At 67.1% G+C, this 12,482-nt stretch carries 16 protein-coding genes; 5 read left to right on the forward strand and 11 right to left on the reverse strand.

The genetic code is table 11. The features are described 5' to 3' along the window. Positions 1-61: 61 nt before the first annotated feature. From D5S18_RS24060 to sdhC, 4 genes are read right to left on the reverse strand one after another with little or no spacing between them, the layout of a single operon-like run. Complete coding sequence (locus D5S18_RS24060) at positions 62-832, reverse strand: succinate dehydrogenase iron-sulfur subunit (RefSeq protein WP_120043335.1); 771 nt, start codon at positions 830-832, stop codon at positions 62-64. Then, positions 832-2,601 (reverse strand): succinate dehydrogenase flavoprotein subunit, encoded by a 1,770-nt coding sequence (sdhA, locus tag D5S18_RS24065; protein ID WP_120043336.1) that lies wholly within the window; start codon positions 2,599-2,601, stop codon positions 832-834. Before sdhA ends, D5S18_RS24060 begins: the two co-directional genes overlap by 1 nt. Before the next feature lie 16 nt (positions 2,602-2,617). Continuing rightward, entirely contained in the window at positions 2,618-3,049 is a 432-nt protein-coding gene (locus D5S18_RS24070) for a succinate dehydrogenase hydrophobic membrane anchor subunit (protein ID WP_120043337.1), read from the reverse strand. Between the two features lies 1 nt (position 3,050). Beyond that, positions 3,051-3,455 (reverse strand): succinate dehydrogenase, cytochrome b556 subunit, encoded by a 405-nt coding sequence (gene sdhC, locus D5S18_RS24075; RefSeq protein WP_120043338.1) that lies wholly within the window; start codon positions 3,453-3,455, stop codon positions 3,051-3,053. Between the two features lie 277 nt (positions 3,456-3,732). Between sdhC and D5S18_RS24080 the strand changes: the two genes are divergently transcribed. After that, a complete protein-coding gene (locus tag D5S18_RS24080) occupies positions 3,733-4,134 on the forward strand; it encodes a cytidine deaminase (protein WP_120043339.1) in 402 nt (133 codons plus the stop codon). 9 nt (positions 4,135-4,143) lie between these two features. Here the strand turns inward: D5S18_RS24080 and D5S18_RS24085 are convergent, their stop codons facing one another. Further along, entirely contained in the window at positions 4,144-4,383 is a 240-nt protein-coding gene (locus tag D5S18_RS24085) for a hypothetical protein (RefSeq protein WP_120043340.1), read from the reverse strand. 100 nt (positions 4,384-4,483) lie between these two features. Here D5S18_RS24085 and D5S18_RS24090 point away from each other — a divergent pair, with 100 nt between their 5' ends. From D5S18_RS24090 to D5S18_RS24100, 3 genes are all read left to right on the forward strand, one after another. Continuing rightward, positions 4,484-5,773: a thymidine phosphorylase gene (locus D5S18_RS24090; protein WP_120043341.1), complete on the forward strand. Its 1,290-nt coding sequence runs from the start codon at positions 4,484-4,486 to the stop codon at positions 5,771-5,773. A gap of 86 nt (positions 5,774-5,859) precedes the next feature. Then, positions 5,860-6,957, forward strand: coding sequence for an adenosine deaminase (locus D5S18_RS24095; RefSeq protein ID WP_120043342.1), 1,098 nt, complete (start codon positions 5,860-5,862; stop codon positions 6,955-6,957). 149 nt (positions 6,958-7,106) lie between these two features. Then, on the forward strand, positions 7,107-7,766 hold the full coding sequence (locus D5S18_RS24100) for a hypothetical protein (protein ID WP_120043343.1): 660 nt from the start codon (positions 7,107-7,109) through the stop codon (positions 7,764-7,766). Positions 7,767-7,824: 58 nt separating this feature from the next. On the opposite strand, the gene D5S18_RS24105 is transcribed toward D5S18_RS24100, so the two are convergent. Genes D5S18_RS24105 through D5S18_RS24125 form a run of 5 tightly spaced genes read right to left on the reverse strand, consistent with a single transcriptional unit; the run spans position 7,825 to position 11,260 of the window. After that, positions 7,825-9,075 carry a SatS C-terminal domain-containing protein gene (locus D5S18_RS24105; RefSeq protein WP_120043344.1) on the reverse strand — a complete coding sequence of 417 codons (1,251 nt, stop codon included), beginning with the start codon at positions 9,073-9,075 and terminating at the stop codon, positions 7,825-7,827. A gap of 26 nt (positions 9,076-9,101) precedes the next feature. Further along, entirely contained in the window at positions 9,102-9,449 is a 348-nt protein-coding gene (locus D5S18_RS24110) for a YbaB/EbfC family nucleoid-associated protein (protein ID WP_120043345.1), read from the reverse strand. Next, positions 9,449-9,799 carry a hypothetical protein gene (locus D5S18_RS24115; protein ID WP_120043346.1) on the reverse strand — a complete coding sequence of 117 codons (351 nt, stop codon included), beginning with the start codon at positions 9,797-9,799 and terminating at the stop codon, positions 9,449-9,451. The genes D5S18_RS24110 and D5S18_RS24115 overlap by 1 nt, the downstream gene beginning before the upstream one ends. After that, positions 9,796-10,929: an NlpC/P60 family protein gene (locus D5S18_RS24120; RefSeq protein ID WP_203236888.1), complete on the reverse strand. Its 1,134-nt coding sequence runs from the start codon at positions 10,927-10,929 to the stop codon at positions 9,796-9,798. Before D5S18_RS24120 ends, D5S18_RS24115 begins: the two co-directional genes overlap by 4 nt. Before the next feature lie 7 nt (positions 10,930-10,936). Further along, entirely contained in the window at positions 10,937-11,260 is a 324-nt protein-coding gene (locus D5S18_RS24125; protein ID WP_120043495.1) for a hypothetical protein, read from the reverse strand. 148 nt (positions 11,261-11,408) lie between these two features. Here D5S18_RS24125 and upp point away from each other — a divergent pair, with 148 nt between their 5' ends. After that, positions 11,409-12,032: a uracil phosphoribosyltransferase gene (gene upp, locus D5S18_RS24130; protein ID WP_120043348.1), complete on the forward strand. Its 624-nt coding sequence runs from the start codon at positions 11,409-11,411 to the stop codon at positions 12,030-12,032. A 51-nt stretch (positions 12,033-12,083) separates the two neighbouring features. Here the strand turns inward: upp and D5S18_RS24135 are convergent, their stop codons facing one another. Next, positions 12,084-12,437, reverse strand: coding sequence for an Rv1352/Rv1906c domain-containing protein (locus tag D5S18_RS24135; RefSeq protein WP_120043349.1), 354 nt, complete (start codon positions 12,435-12,437; stop codon positions 12,084-12,086). Between the last annotated feature and the right edge of the window lie 45 nt (positions 12,438-12,482).

Here is a 12,482-nt window from a genome sequence, read left to right on the forward strand (position 1 = left end):
TAGCCGGATACGACGAAGGCCGCCCGAATCCAGGATTCGGGCGGCCTTCGGAAGACAGCGGTCAGCGGGCGAACAGGAGGGCGCGCTTGACCTCCTGGATCGCCTTGGTGACCTCGATGCCTCGGGGGCAGGCGTCGGTGCAGTTGAAGGTGGTGCGGCAGCGCCAGACGCCCTCGACATCATTGAGGATGTCGAGACGCTCGCGCGCGCCCTCGTCGCGGCTGTCGAAGATGAAGCGGTGCGCGTTGACGATGGCGGCGGGGCCGAAATAGCTGCCGTCGCTCCAGTAGACCGGGCACGAGGTGGTGCAGCACGCGCACAGGATGCACTTGGTGGTGTCATCGAAGCGGTGCCGGTCGGCCTGGCTCTGGATGCGCTCGCGGGTCGGCTCATTGCCCGAGGTGATCAGGTACGGCTTGATCGCGCGGAACGCGTCGAAGAACGGCTCCATATTCACCACCAGATCCTTCTCCACGGGTAGGCCGCGGATCGGTTCGACGGTGACGGTGATGCTCTTGCCGTTCTTGGGCAGCATGTCCTTCATGAGCACCTTGCAGGCCAACCGGTTCACCCCGTTGATCCGCATGGCGTCGGACCCGCACACCCCGTGCGCGCAGGAGCGGCGGAAGGTGAGTGTGCCGTCCAGGTAGGACTTGATGTAGATGAGCACATTCAGGAAGCGGTCGGTCGACAGGACCGGCACCTGGAACGAATCCCAGTGCGCGCCCTTGTCGTCCTCCGGGTTGAACCGGGCCACCTTGACGGTGATCATCACCGAGCCCTCGGGGACCGGAGCCGGATTCTGCGTCGTCGGTTCAGCTACGGCTGTCATCAGTACTTGCGCTCCATCGGCTCGTAGCGGGTCTGCACGACCGGCTTGTAGTCGAGGCGGATATCCGAGAGGAGCTCCGCACCCTCCTTGTAGGCCATCGTGTGCCGCATGTAGTTGACATCGTCGCGGTCCGGGTAGTCCTCGCGGGCGTGACCGCCGCGCGATTCCTTGCGGTTGAGCGCGCCGACCACGGTGACCTCGGCCAGCTCCAGCAGGAAGCCGAGCTCGACGGCCTCGAGCAGGTCGCTGTTGTAGCGCTTGCCCTTGTCCTGCACCGTGATTCGCGCGTAGCGCTCCTTGAGTGCGTGAATGTCGGTGAGCGCCTGCTTGAGGGTGTCCTCGGTGCGGAACACCGAGGCGTTGTTGTCCATCGAGCGCTGCAGGTCGGTGCGGATATCGGCGACCCGCTCATTGCCGTGGTCGGAGAGCAGACCGGCGAGCCAGGTCTGCACCATCTCGGCGGGCGCCTCCGGCATCTCGACGAATTCGCTGCGCTGGGCGTATTCGGCGGCGGCGATACCGGCGCGCCGACCGAAGACATTGATATCGAGCAGCGAGTTGGTGCCGAGGCGGTTCGCGCCGTGCACCGACACGCAGGCGCATTCGCCCGCGGCGTACAGGCCGGGCACCACATCGGTGTTGTTGCGCAGCACCTCGCCGCGGATCCGGGTGGGAATGCCACCCATGACGTAGTGGCAGGTCGGGAAGACCGGCACCAGTTCCTTCACCGGGTCGACACCGAGGTAGGTGCGGGAGAACTCGGTGATGTCGGGCAGCTTCTCCTCGAGCACGTCCTCGCCGAGGTGGGTCACGTCGATGTAGACGTAATCCTTGTTCGGCCCGGCGCCGCGACCCTCGAGCACCTCGAGCACCATCGAGCGGGCGACGATATCGCGGGGCGCGAGGTCCTTGATGGTGGGGGCGTAGCGCTCCATGAACCGCTCGCCCTCGGCGTTGCGCAGGATGCCGCCCTCGCCGCGCACGGCCTCGGAGATGAGGATGCCGAGTCCGGCCAGGCCCGTGGGATGGAACTGGTGGAACTCCATATCCTCCAGCGGAAGTCCTTTGCGGAACACGATCGCCATACCGTCGCCGGTGAGCGTGTGCGCGTTGGAGGTGGTTTTGTACATCCGGCCCGAACCGCCGGTGGCGAAGATGATCGACTTGGCGTGGAAGACGTGGATTTCACCGGTGGCCAGCTCGTAGGCGACCACACCGGTGGCCACCGGACCGCGCTCGGTCTCGGTGAGCACCAGGTCGAGCACGTAGAACTCGTTGAAGAATTCCACATCGTGCTTGACGCAGTTCTGGTACAGGGTCTGCAGGATCATGTGGCCGGTGCGGTCCGCGGCGTAGCAGGCGCGCCGAACCGGGGCCTTGCCGTGATCGCGGGTGTGTCCGCCGAAGCGGCGCTGGTCGATCTTGCCTTCGGGGGTCCGGTTGAAGGGCAGGCCCATCTTCTCCAGGTCGAGGACGGCATCGATGGCCTCCTTGGCCATGATCTCCGCGGCGTCCTGGTCGACGAGGTAGTCGCCGCCCTTGACCGTGTCGAAGGTGTGCCACTCCCAGTTGTCCTCTTCGACATTGGCCAAGGCGGCGCACATGCCGCCCTGTGCCGCGCCGGTGTGGCTGCGGGTGGGGTACAGCTTGGTCAGGACGGCCGTCCGTGCCCGCGGACCCGCCTCGATCGCCGCGCGCATGCCCGCGCCACCGGCGCCGACGATCACGACGTCGTAGCGATGCTCCTGAACCGGTCGGGATTCACTCATCGGTACTCGCCTGTTCCTAACTGATGTTGGGGTCGAAGGTGAAGATGACGTAGGTGCCGACGACCATGATCAGAACCATGGAGACCGCGAGCAGGGTGTTCAACCAGAACCTGGTCGAATCCTTGCGGGAGTAGTCGGCGATCACGGTGCGCAGGCCGTTGCCGCCGTGCAACTGGGCCAGCCACAGCATGGCCAGGTCCCAGATCTGCCAGAACGGGCTGGCCCAGCGGCCCGCGACGAAGCCGAAGTTGATCCGCTTCACGCCGCCGTCGACCATCAGCATGATCGTCAGGTGGCCGAAGACCAGCACGATCAGCAGCAGGCCGGAGAGTCGCATGAACACCCACGCGTACTTCTCGAAGTTGCTATTGGAGCGCGCGCGGGGGGTGCGCGGCTGATCCAGGCTGGCGGGGCGGTCATAGGACTTGCCGAGGACTGGTGCGCTCATATCAGTGCTCCGTGAACAGGTAGAAGAACTGGCGGCCGACGCCTGCGGCCGAGACGATGATCCAGACCGCGAGCACGATCCACAGCATCTGGCGCTGGTAGCGCGGACCCTTGGACCAGAAGTCGACCAGGATGACGCGCACGCCGTTGAACGCGTGGAACAGCACGCAGACGACCAGGGCCATCTCCAGCAGCGCCACGAGGGGGTTCTTGTAGGTCTCGATCGTGCGGGAGTAGGTGTCCGGGTGAACGCGAACCAGCGCGGTGTCCAAGACGTGCACGAAGAGGAAGAAGAAGAGGGTGACACCGGTGATCCGGTGCAGCGCCCACGACCACATTCCGGGGTCGCCTCGATACAGACTCTTCCGCTTCGGCTGTTCTGGAGCCGGAGCTTCTATCGTGGTCATAGAGTGCGGTGCCTCCAACGTCGTTGATGGACCCGGTCGTTGGTCCCATTCCGGCTGTGTGGAGGGGCGAATGCCCAGGTGGCTACGCTCCGGCCCACCGCCGGGAACCCGAACCGATCTGTTGTGGACTCTAATCCTCCGGCTATGCCGGAACTAATTCGGCGTGCCGTGCGTTTGCCGACATCGGGCCGAGTTAGGTTTACCTTTCTTGTGTCGCGAATGCTTGCGTTGTGGCCCGCGCACGGTCATGATCGGAGTGTTCCCCCGGAGGTGGCCGATGTCGGAAATTGACTGGAATGTCTTGCGTGCCAATGCCATTCAAGTTATGCAGAATGCCTATGTCCCATATTCGCGATTTCCGGTCGGCGCGGCCGGACTCGGCGCCGATGGCCGAATTGTGCTCGGGTGCAATGTGGAGAATGTCTCATACGGTATGACGCTCTGTGCCGAATGCGTACTCGTCGGTAACTTGATTTCCGGTGGCGGTGGTCGCCTACGCGCCGTGGCCGTCACCGATTCCCGAGGCGAGATACTCATGCCGTGCGGGCGGTGTCGACAGGTGCTCTACGAACACGGCGGCGGCGACTTGCTCATCGACCATCCGAGCGGGCCGGTGCGCTTGGCCGCATTGCTGCCCGACGCCTTCGGTCCTGAAGACCTTGGGGCCGGGCAGCTCTGACGAGGCTCGCTAGCAGAGCTCGTCGAGCGCGGCGTCTATCTCCGCCTCGGCGGGTGCGACGACCTGTTCGATCCTGTGCGCCGGAACACCCAGGCGCTCCAGGATGAGCTCGAGTCCGCGCCGCTGGACGATCTCGATCCCGGTGACGCGCCGGGTGAGTTTGTACATGGTCTCCACGTGCACATCCTCGATATCGGTCACGCGCGTCTCCAGCTCACCGAGCCGACGCTCGATCTGGACAGTTGTCATTCCGAACCCCCAATCCCCGTGAACAATCAATGACCGTCGCGAGAGTAGCCGAGCCCGTCGCTGCCCGCCACATCGATTTCGGCCGTGCCACACTGGCCGGGTGACGGCACTGGACGCGGTTTCGATCATCACCGCCAAGCGCGACGGCGGGGAGCTGTCCGACGCGCAGATCGATTGGGTCATAAACGGATTCACCAGGGGCGAGGTCGCCGACGAACAGATGGCCGCGCTCGCCATGGCCATCGTGTGGCGCGGTCTGAGCCGCCGGGAGACCGCGCGGTGGACCGCCGCCATGATCGGCTCGGGTTCGCGGCTGGACTTCACCGATCTGCCGCGCCCGACGGTGGACAAACATTCGACCGGCGGGGTGGGTGACAAGATCACGCTGCCGCTCGCGCCGTTGGTCGCGGCCTGCGGCGCGGCGGTGCCGCAACTGTCCGGACGCGGATTGGGCCACACCGGCGGCACATTGGACAAGCTGGAGGCCATACCCGGTTGGCGGGCCGATATTCCGGTGCCGAGGATCCGGGAGATCCTGGCCGATCCGGGAATCGGCGGCGTGGTGTGCGCCGCGGGCGCGGATCTCGCCCCGGCCGACAAGCGGCTGTACGCGCTGCGCGATGTCACCGCAACGGTGGAGTCGATTCCCTTGATCGCGAGTTCGATCATGAGCAAGAAGATCGCCGAGGGCACCGGGTCGCTGGTGCTCGACGTGAAGGTCGGTCGGGGGGCGTTCCTGAAGACTCTCGATGGCGCGCGTGAATTGGCCAGGGCCATGGTCGAATTGGGTACCGATGCCGGGGTGCGCACGGTGGCGCTGCTCACTGCGATGGATATCCCGCTCGGCCGCACGGCGGGCAACGCGCTGGAGGTCGCCGAATCCGTCGCGGTGCTGGCGGGCGGCGGTCCGTCCGACGTGGTCGAGCTCACCCTCACTCTCGCCCGCGAGATGGTCGCACTGGTGGGTATCGATACCGACCCGGCCGACGCGCTGGCCGACGGCCGCGCCATGGACCATTGGCGCGCCATGGTTCGTGCCCAGGGCGGCGACCCGGACGCGCCGCTGCCCCGCGCGAAACACAGCGAGGTGGTCCGTTCGCCGTCGACAGGTGTGCTGACGGACCTGGATGCCATGGCGGTCGGCCTCGCGGCGTGGCGGCTGGGCGCGGGGCGGGCCAGACAGGGCGACCCGGTGCAACCCGGCGCGGGCATCGAGATGCACGCCAAGCCGGGCGATGCCGTGACCTCGGGAAAACCGCTGTTCACGCTGCACACCGATACCCCGGAGGCGTTCGCGGGCGCGCTGGCCGCACTGGGCTCGGCCGCGACCATCGGTGCGCCGGAAGACTATTCATCCAACCCGGCGGTACTGGATCGCGTCACGGTTTGAGCGTCGGCGGCCCTCGGTCGACAACGAGTTGATTGCCTGGTCCCGACTGCGCTGCCGAAGCCGCCCGCTGCGGCTAACGTGTGTGCATGACAGGACCGACGCCTTTGACTCTCGCCTCGATCCGCCAAGCTCCCAAGGCCCTGCTGCACGATCACCTCGACGGTGGTCTGCGGCCCGCGACCGTACTGGAGCTCGCCGCCGATTGCGGATACGACCAGCTACCGGCCACCGAGGAGGCCGAGCTGGCCCGCTGGTTCCGTGACGCGGCCGACAGCGGATCGCTCGAACGCTATCTGGAGACCTTCGCCCACACCGTTGCCGTCATGCAGACCCCCGAGGGACTGCGTCGCGTGGCCCGCGAATGCGCCGAGGATCTGGCCGCCGACGGTGTGGTCTACGCCGAGGTGCGCTTCGCGCCGGAGCAGCACCTCGAGCGGGGACTCACCCTCGACGAAGTGGTTGAGCACACCCTGGCCGGCTTCCGTGAGGGTATGGCCGCCGCGGCCGCGGCGGAGACGCCCATCGTGGTGACCTGCCTGCTCACCGCCATGCGGCACGCGGCTCGCTCCCGCGAGATCGCCGAATTGGCGGTGCGTTTCCGGGATTCCGGGGTCGGCGGATTCGATATCGCAGGCGCGGAGGCCGGTTTCCCGCCCAGCCGCCACCTGGATGCCTTCGAATATATGCGGGCCAATAGCGCGCACTTCACGATTCACGCGGGCGAGGCGTTCGGGCTGCCCTCTATTCACGAGGCGCTGGCTTTTTGCGGCTGCGACCGGCTCGGGCACGGCGTGCGTATCACCGACGATATCGATGTGCCGGGCGAGATCGCCGATGCCCGCCTGGGTTTGGTCGCGAATTATGTGCGCGATATGCGAATTCCGCTCGAACTGTGTCCGTCGTCGAATGTGCAGACCGGTGCGGTGCCCTCGCTGGACAAGCATCCGTTCGACCTGCTGGCCCGGTTGCGCTTCCGTGTCACGGTCAATACCGACAACCGGTTGATGAGCGATACCAGCATGAGCCGCGAAATGCTCAAACTGGTGGACACCTTCGGCTACGGCTGGAGCGATCTGGAGCGGTTCACCATCAATGCGATGAAGTCGGCGTTCATACCGTTCCCGGAGCGGTTGCGCATCATCGACGACATCATCAAACCGGGCTACGCGGTGCTGATCGGCTGAATTCCGCTGCCGCCCAACGTATTCCGGTGCGTGCCGGAATACGTTGGCGGCGTCGACCTTTCGTGCGGACCCGCAGCCGTGTCGAAACCCCCGGTGGGCAGTGCCGAGTCGCCCGACAGCGATCGGGCGCGGCCGGCTAGCGTGGAGCCATGCAGACCTTGCACATCGACCGCCGGTACAACGGCCCGCCCGACTCCGGCCAGGGCGGGTATGTCGGCGGAATGCTGGCCGAGCGGCTCGATGACCCGGTGGTGACCGTCATCCTGCGCAGCCCGCCGCCACTGGATACCGAACTGCGACTGCGCGACGGCAACCTCTACGACGATGCCACGCTACTGGCCGAATCTCGTCCCGGTAGCTTCGAACGCGCTGTACCCGAGCCGGTTTCGCCCGCGGCGGCGGCCGTCGCCCTCGAGTCCTACCGGTCCAGCCCGCTTTTCTCGAACTGCTTCGTCTGCGGCAGCGCTCGCGAGGACGGACTGCGCATCCAGCCGGGCGAGGTCGCACCGAACATCGTGGCTGCCCCATGGACAGCACCGTCTTCGGACTCGCTGCTCATCGACACCGCCCTGATCTGGGCGGCGCTGGATTGTCCCGGCGGCTGGGCACTGCCGGACATGCTGGAGCGGCCCGCGCTGCTGGGCTCCATGACCGCCGCCGTCCCCGAACTCCCCGAGGCGGGCGAACCGTGTGTCGTGGTGGCGCAGCGCATCGGCGAACAGGGCCGCAAGTGCTACGCCTCGACCGCCCTCTACGGTGCCGACAATCGGTTGCTCGGTCGCGCCGAACAGATCTGGATTCGACTCTGAGCTGTCCGATCATCCGGTGTCGCAGCGACTTCGGTGCGCACCGGACACTCGGCGGTGGTCAGCGATGTTCCAGACGCGCCTCGAAGGCGTGCTCCAACTCGCGCCACGCCTGTGCCTCCGCCGCGAACGGCGGATTCGGGGCCATCCGGCTCGGATCCGGATTCAGCAGGTAGGAGATGTACCAGCCGAGCGGGGTCGACTGCGCCAGCGCCTGCTCGACCGCCTCGTCCTCGGCGTAATCGGCGGCGTCGGTGAACAATTCGACCGCCAGATCCAACTGCTCGACATCGACGGTCTCGGGTCCCTCGGCCAGATCGTCGGCCAGACCGGGCAGCACATAGACGTTCTCGTCGGTGACCTCGATCTCCAGCGAACCGTCCACGGCCGCGGTCTGGACGTCGGCGTAGGTGCTGACCCTGGCCAGGTCGTGCTCGTGCTCATCGGCCAGGAAGCGGGCCAGCGCGCGCTCGGAGCCGAAAACGCTGATCGAGCCGTCGGTGCCGAGGAAGATCGGTTCGTCGTCGAGATAGCAGCGCAGCGTGAAATAGCTGCCGTCGGCGGTGACGATCTTGACCGGATCGATGCCGACCTCGTGCCAGAAGGACTCGTCCCCGTCCTCCTCCTCCTCGTCGTCCTCGTCCAGATCGACCGGTTCGAACTCGTCGGCGTCGTCCTCGGACGCGTCGTCGGCGTCGACCACGTTCTCCTCGGCGGCGAGCAGTTCGGCCTCGGCGACCGCGACGGCCGCCTGATCCACCTCGGGGGTGCGCACCACCGAATCAATGGCGTCGAGCACCGCGTCCCAGTCCTTGGCGATGGCCGCGCCGATCTGATCCCACAGCTCCTCCCCGTCGCGGCCGAGGAAGGTGCTCATCCCGCCCGGCAGCGCCCCGAGCACCGGATGGGAGCCGAAGAACTTGGTGACCGTGTCCAGCTCGCAGACCTCACCGATATTGCGGACCATGCCGAGGGTGTCCTCGAGCTCGGCGAGGGTGTCCGCATCCGGATTGCCCGCCGCCAGCTCCGGCACCGCGACCAGGTCGAAGGTGAAATTCTCCTCCGGCTCCAATTCCGCCGCCGACAGGCCCGCCACCACCGGCCAGGCCGGATGGTCGACGAGGTCGTTGTCGGAATTGGTCCGAATGAAGGCGGCCAGTTCCGCCACGGACTCGAATCCGTAGAGGGCGTCCTCATGTCCGAGGAACGCCTCCCACTCGTCGTCACCGTCCCGCCAACGCGGAGCCCACAGGGTGACGAGATCGCCGTCGGTCAGCCCGAGCTCGATCGGGACGATGTCTCCAGAAGCCATGAGCGGAAGCCTATCGAGCTTCGGGCTCAGGCACTATCCGGCCCGCCCCCAACTGTTCCCGGCGCGTCCTGTGGGGTCGCCACGAACGACTCGTTCAGTGTCGCAACGACCTTCGAGCGCTGGGACCCCGCATGCTCGGATGCCTGCCGGGCCGCCCACACGATCAGTTGACCGACTTCGGCGGGCGGCAGCGCGGTGACCGTCTCGGCCAGGCTCAGACCGACCAGCGCGCCATCGCTGTCGACCTCGGCGGTGACCATGCCGTCTTCGCTGGTGAACCGGCCCCGCACCTGCTTGAGGCCGTAGAGCGCGGCCTCCAGCGCCTCCAATTTCGCGGTCGCGTTGGCGACCAGCGCATCCATCTCGGCACTCATTACACCGGCCTCATCCAGCTCGTCGGTCCAGTATCCGCGTCATCGATGCGGTCCAATTCGTCCACCGCGGCCCGGCGGTTGGGCAGGCCGAGCTTGTCGAGGATCTCCTCGGGCAGGCCCGCCTCGGCCAGCACCTCGCGGCGCCGGGCCTTGGCCACAATGGTGGACCGCTTGGTGAGCCGGAGAATCTCGTTGGCGAGAGTCTGTGCGCCGTAACGGTATTCGCCGCGCTCGAATTTGATCTCCACCGGCATGCCCTGATCGGTGGCGCGCACCGAAATGGTGCCGGAACGATTCGTGCTGCCCGCCACCGTGACATTCGGGACGTTGGGAATTTGTGGATTGGTCATGCCGTCGGCCTGTAGAAGCCGTAGAAGTCCATGCCGATGTTCTCCGTTCGAATCGAGCTGATGGAGACCGGATCACCGGCCTCGACCATCTTTCCGTTGCCGATGACCATCGCGACGTGACCATCCCAGACCGCCAGGTCGCCCGGTGCCAGATCGCCAGGGGAGACCGGGCTGCCGAGCGCTTGCTGGTTGGCCAGTCGCGGGAGTTCGAGACCCGCCTCCTCGTAGGAGCATTTGGTGAGGCCGCTGCAATCCAGGCCGACACCGGGCGTGGTGCCGCCCCACGCGTACGGCGTGCCGACCGCGCCGAGCGCCGCCCGAACCGCCGTGGCCGCCTTCTCGTTCGGGGCGGTGACCTCGCTGCCGTCGGGCAGGGTGATCTTGACGCCGGTGCCGGTGTCGGCATGTGCCCCGGCGTTCTCCGTCGCCGCACCCGGATTGGTCGGCGCGGACGACGAGGTTCTGGAGCTGACGGGCGCGGTGGAGCTCTGCATCAGGCCGCTCATGGCCGATACGCCGCTGCCCACCAGGCTCGACGCCGTGGAGACCAACTGCTGCACGCCGGAGGCGGCGGTACCGATCGCCTGGGTCGGCACACTGCTCGCCAGGGTGCTCGCCAACGAGGTGGTCGGCGGCGGCGTGAGCGCCGACATGGCGGAGGTGTGGGTATCCAGCTCGCCCTGAACGCGATTGACCACCTTGACACCCTGTTGCAGATGGTCGATGGCGGAGCCGACCAGCACGGCCAACCCCTCGGGCGTCCCCAGCGCGGGACCCAGGCTGGTCGCCTGCTGGAGGAAGGATTCGACGATCGCGGTGAGATCCTTGTTGCCGGAGGCGATTTCGCCCGCGGCCTTGTCGACCAGGGTTGCCATATCGTTGCCGCGATCGGAGATGGTGGCCGCGGAGGTCTGGACCCGCAGCGCCTTCGAGGTGGCGGCATCGGCGCCCTCGCCCTGCCACGCGTTGCTCATGGCATTGATGCTGTCGCGGCCCATGGCGTGCACCTGGTCGACCGCTTCGGCCGTGGCGCGCAGTGAGTCGGCCGCGCCGCCGCTGGGCAGCACACCCGCGCCGAAACTGGCCAGCAGATCGGTGAGCGGCTTGACCAGCAGATCGATATCGATCACGGCCTTCTCACCCTGCCATTTCGGCGGCGGCCTGACCCATGGCCGCGGCATGGGCCGCATCGGTCTCGGTGAGGGTCGACGCCGCGGCGGCGGCCCCGCCGCTCATACTCCCCACCACCGCCGACAGTTGGCCGATCGCCGCGGTATGTCCCGCGTGCGTGGCGGTGTACGCGGCCAGGAAATCACCGCCGATCGCCCCGAATATCGAGGCCAGCGCCAACGGATCGGACGCCACCGCCCCGGCGGCCGCCGCGGCCAACTCCCCGGACATGGTTTCGGCATGCGCGGCGTAGGCGGCGATGCCCTGGGTGTCCGCCAACATCTTTCGCATCAGAGCTTCCCCCATCTGTTGTTTCCCAGGCAGAGTACGTCATTCATTGAGTTCGACGCGTCCGGTTCCCGATCGGTTCCCGCGTTCGCCCGAAAAAAATCGGAGAGCGGAAAGCCGGCACACCCGGCACCGACTTTATCGTTCCCTCATGCGCACCGAAACCGTGGAGCACCCACTCGCCGCCGCACTACTGACCACCCTGCGCGACGCGCGCACCGACAACCCGTCCTTCCGCACCGCACTGCGCGACCTTACCGGCATCCTCGTCTACGAGGCGCTGCGCGACGCGCCGCTGCACCGCTTCGAGGTGCGCACCCCGGTCGCGAATACCGAGGGCGCGCGGTTGGCCGCGCCGCCGCTGCTGGTGCCGGTGCTGCGCGCCGGACTCGGCATGGTGGAGGCCGCCGCCGAGCTGATCCCCGACGCGCGAGTCGGATTCGTCGGCATCGCCCGCGACGAGTCGACCCACCAACCCGTGCCCTACCTGGAATCGCTGCCCGCGGACCTGTCGGACATGCCGGTATTCGTCCTGGATCCCATGCTGGCCACCGGCGGATCCATGCGGCACACGCTGGAACTGCTCGCCGCGCGCGGGGCCACCGACATCACCGCGATCTGTGTGGTCGCGGCACCCGAAGGTGTTGCCGCGCTCGCGGATTCGGGCCTGCCCGTGCGCTTGATCACCGCGACGATCGATCAGGGGCTCAATGCCGACGCCTATATCGTGCCCGGCCTCGGCGATGCGGGCGACCGCCAATTCGGGCCGCGCTGAACGCGGTTCGGCGGGCGCCTCGGTCGAAGACCGAACAGACCACGGACCGGGTCAGAGACCGAACGAGCCGGTGGCCGAACCGGTGGAGGGCCGGTTGGCATTCTCGGTCCGCCACACGCCGCAGCCGGTGGTCGAGAACGCGGCATCGGTGGACGCGATGCGAATCCGCAGCGTGCCCGACGCGCCATTGCCGCTCTCGATGACATCGCCGTAGGCGGTCAGTCGCGCCCACGCGCACAGCCCGCTCGCCGAATACGTCACATAGTCGCCCGGCGCGATATCGGCTCCGACCCCGTAGGTGCCGTCGTGATCCAGGACGGTGGGCGCGGCCTGCGCCGCCCCCGCGCCCCCGAGCAGTGTCGCGGCGACGAGGCCGAATCCGGTGAGCGACAGTGACTTGCGCATGACGGCCTATCTGTTGGGTAACGCGTTCGCGCCCAGTCTAGAAAC

Source organism: Nocardia panacis, from assembly GCF_003598715.1.
Taxonomy (GTDB): Bacteria; Actinomycetota; Actinomycetes; order Mycobacteriales; family Mycobacteriaceae; genus Nocardia; species Nocardia panacis.

Coding starts and splice junctions, on each gene's coding strand:
- D5S18_RS24095 (WP_120043342.1), top strand. CDS start 5,860: ATGACAGGACCGACGCCTTTGACTCTCGCCTCGATCCGCCAAGCTCCC.
- D5S18_RS24115 (WP_120043346.1), bottom strand. CDS start 9,799: ATGACCAATCCACAAATTCCCAACGTCCCGAATGTCACGGTGGCGGGC.
- sdhA (WP_120043336.1), bottom strand. CDS start 2,601: ATGAGTGAATCCCGACCGGTTCAGGAGCATCGCTACGACGTCGTGATC.
- sdhC (WP_120043338.1), bottom strand. CDS start 3,455: ATGACCACGATAGAAGCTCCGGCTCCAGAACAGCCGAAGCGGAAGAGT.
- D5S18_RS24070 (WP_120043337.1), bottom strand. CDS start 3,049: ATGAGCGCACCAGTCCTCGGCAAGTCCTATGACCGCCCCGCCAGCCTG.
- D5S18_RS24100 (WP_120043343.1), top strand. CDS start 7,107: ATGCAGACCTTGCACATCGACCGCCGGTACAACGGCCCGCCCGACTCC.
- D5S18_RS24110 (WP_120043345.1), bottom strand. CDS start 9,449: ATGAGTGCCGAGATGGATGCGCTGGTCGCCAACGCGACCGCGAAATTG.
- D5S18_RS24125 (WP_120043495.1), bottom strand. CDS start 11,260: ATGCGAAAGATGTTGGCGGACACCCAGGGCATCGCCGCCTACGCCGCG.
- D5S18_RS24080 (WP_120043339.1), top strand. CDS start 3,733: ATGTCGGAAATTGACTGGAATGTCTTGCGTGCCAATGCCATTCAAGTT.
- D5S18_RS24060 (WP_120043335.1), bottom strand. CDS start 832: ATGACAGCCGTAGCTGAACCGACGACGCAGAATCCGGCTCCGGTCCCC.
- D5S18_RS24135 (WP_120043349.1), bottom strand. CDS start 12,437: ATGCGCAAGTCACTGTCGCTCACCGGATTCGGCCTCGTCGCCGCGACA.
- D5S18_RS24085 (WP_120043340.1), bottom strand. CDS start 4,383: ATGACAACTGTCCAGATCGAGCGTCGGCTCGGTGAGCTGGAGACGCGC.
- D5S18_RS24105 (WP_120043344.1), bottom strand. CDS start 9,075: ATGGCTTCTGGAGACATCGTCCCGATCGAGCTCGGGCTGACCGACGGC.
- upp (WP_120043348.1), top strand. CDS start 11,409: ATGCGCACCGAAACCGTGGAGCACCCACTCGCCGCCGCACTACTGACC.